The sequence below is a fragment of the Streptomyces alkaliphilus genome, assembly GCF_014141535.1.
Taxonomy (GTDB): domain Bacteria; phylum Actinomycetota; class Actinomycetes; order Streptomycetales; family Streptomycetaceae; genus Streptomyces; species Streptomyces alkaliphilus.
On record NZ_VKHT01001221.1, the window covers coordinates 1 to 1,299 of the forward strand.

The 1,299-nt window shown below is 73.7% G+C and carries 1 protein-coding gene and 1 tRNA gene; both read left to right on the top strand.

From position 1 onward, the window contains the following. Positions 1-77 precede the first annotated feature (77 nt). Positions 78-704 carry a response regulator transcription factor gene (locus FNQ90_RS23555; protein ID WP_143624063.1) on the top strand — a complete coding sequence of 209 codons (627 nt, stop codon included), beginning with the start codon at positions 78-80 and terminating at the stop codon, positions 702-704. Positions 705-767: 63 nt separating this feature from the next. Beyond that, a tRNA-Gly gene (locus tag FNQ90_RS23560) sits at positions 768-843 on the top strand. The last annotated feature ends 456 nt before the right edge of the window (positions 844-1,299 follow it).

Genomic DNA, 1,299 nt, shown 5'->3' on the forward strand with positions numbered 1-1,299 from the left:
GACGGGGACGGGGACGTCCAACGGAATCACGGGGACCACCGGGATCACGACCGCGAACCGGAGCAGAGGAGCGAGGCATGACACCGACCGATCCCTCCCCCATCCGGGTGCTGCTCGCCGACGACGAGCACCTCATCCGGGGCGCGCTGGCAGCCCTCCTCGCGCTGGAGGAGGACCTGACGGTGGTCGCCGAGGCCGCGACCGGCCCCGAGGCGCTCGCCATGGCGATGGCGCACCGCCCGGACGTGGCGGTCCTGGACCTCCAGATGCCGGGGGCCGACGGTGTGAGAGTGGCCACACGCCTGCGGGAGGACCTGCCGGAGTGCCGCACGATGATCGTGACCGGACACGGTCGGCCCGGCCACCTGAAGCGGGCGCTGGCGGCGGGGGTGCGCGGGTTCGTGCCCAAGACCGTCTCGGCGCAGCGGCTGGCGGAGATCATCCGTACCGTCCGGGCGGGCCAGCGCTACGTGGACCCGGAGTTGGCCGCCGACGCGATCAGCTCGGGCGACTCTCCGCTGACCGCGCGGGAGGCCGAGCTGTTGGAGTTGGCCGAGGACGGCGCCCCCGTCGCGGAGATCGCCGAACGGGCCTCGCTGGCACCGGGGACGGTGCGCAACTACCTCTCCTCGGCGGCGGCCAAGCTGCACGCCGAGAATCGGCACGCGGCGGTGCGCGTCGCGCGCGAGCGCGGTTGGCTATGATGGACCGCGCACGGCACCGAGGGGCCCCGGCGGATCCGCATGGGGTAGGCTTCGGTGGCGCAGGCGGACGTAGCTCAGCTGGTAGAGCGCAACCTTGCCAAGGTTGAGGTCGCCGGTTCGAACCCGGTCGTCCGCTCCATCCGACTCCACGGGAGTCGTTCGAGGGCCCCACCCGTCAGGGTGGGGCCCTCGTCGTTTCGCGACCGCGCCGGGCCCCGGCCCCCTCGCCCACGGGTGCGCCCACCGGCACGGGCACGGGCGGGGGAACCCGGCGACGGGAAGAGGGCGTGCCGAGCGGGGGCGCGCTCCCCGGGGCGCGGCGCGCGCGTCCCGCTGCCGGTTTTCGGTCGGATCGCCCCGGTCGGCGCGGCCCGCCCCATCGCGTGGCACCCGGGGCCCGGAGGGACGGTCGCACGTTCGGGTGACGCCTCCACCTGCGGCGCCGTCACCCGGGTTGACGTGCGTCCCATCCCGAAAAAGGCCGATTCCGCCCCCTCGGGGGATAACCTTCGGTAGCTTCCCTGCCACCCACAGCGCGTAAGGGATAGCTTTGTCTCAGGAACCGGAGCGGGAAGCGGGGGATCGGGGAGATGAC

What these genes read in the sequence shown, in the direction of transcription:
- FNQ90_RS23555 (WP_143624063.1), top strand. Translation starts at nt 78, where the DNA reads ATGACACCGACCGATCCCTCCCCCATCCGGGTGCTGCTCGCCGACGAC.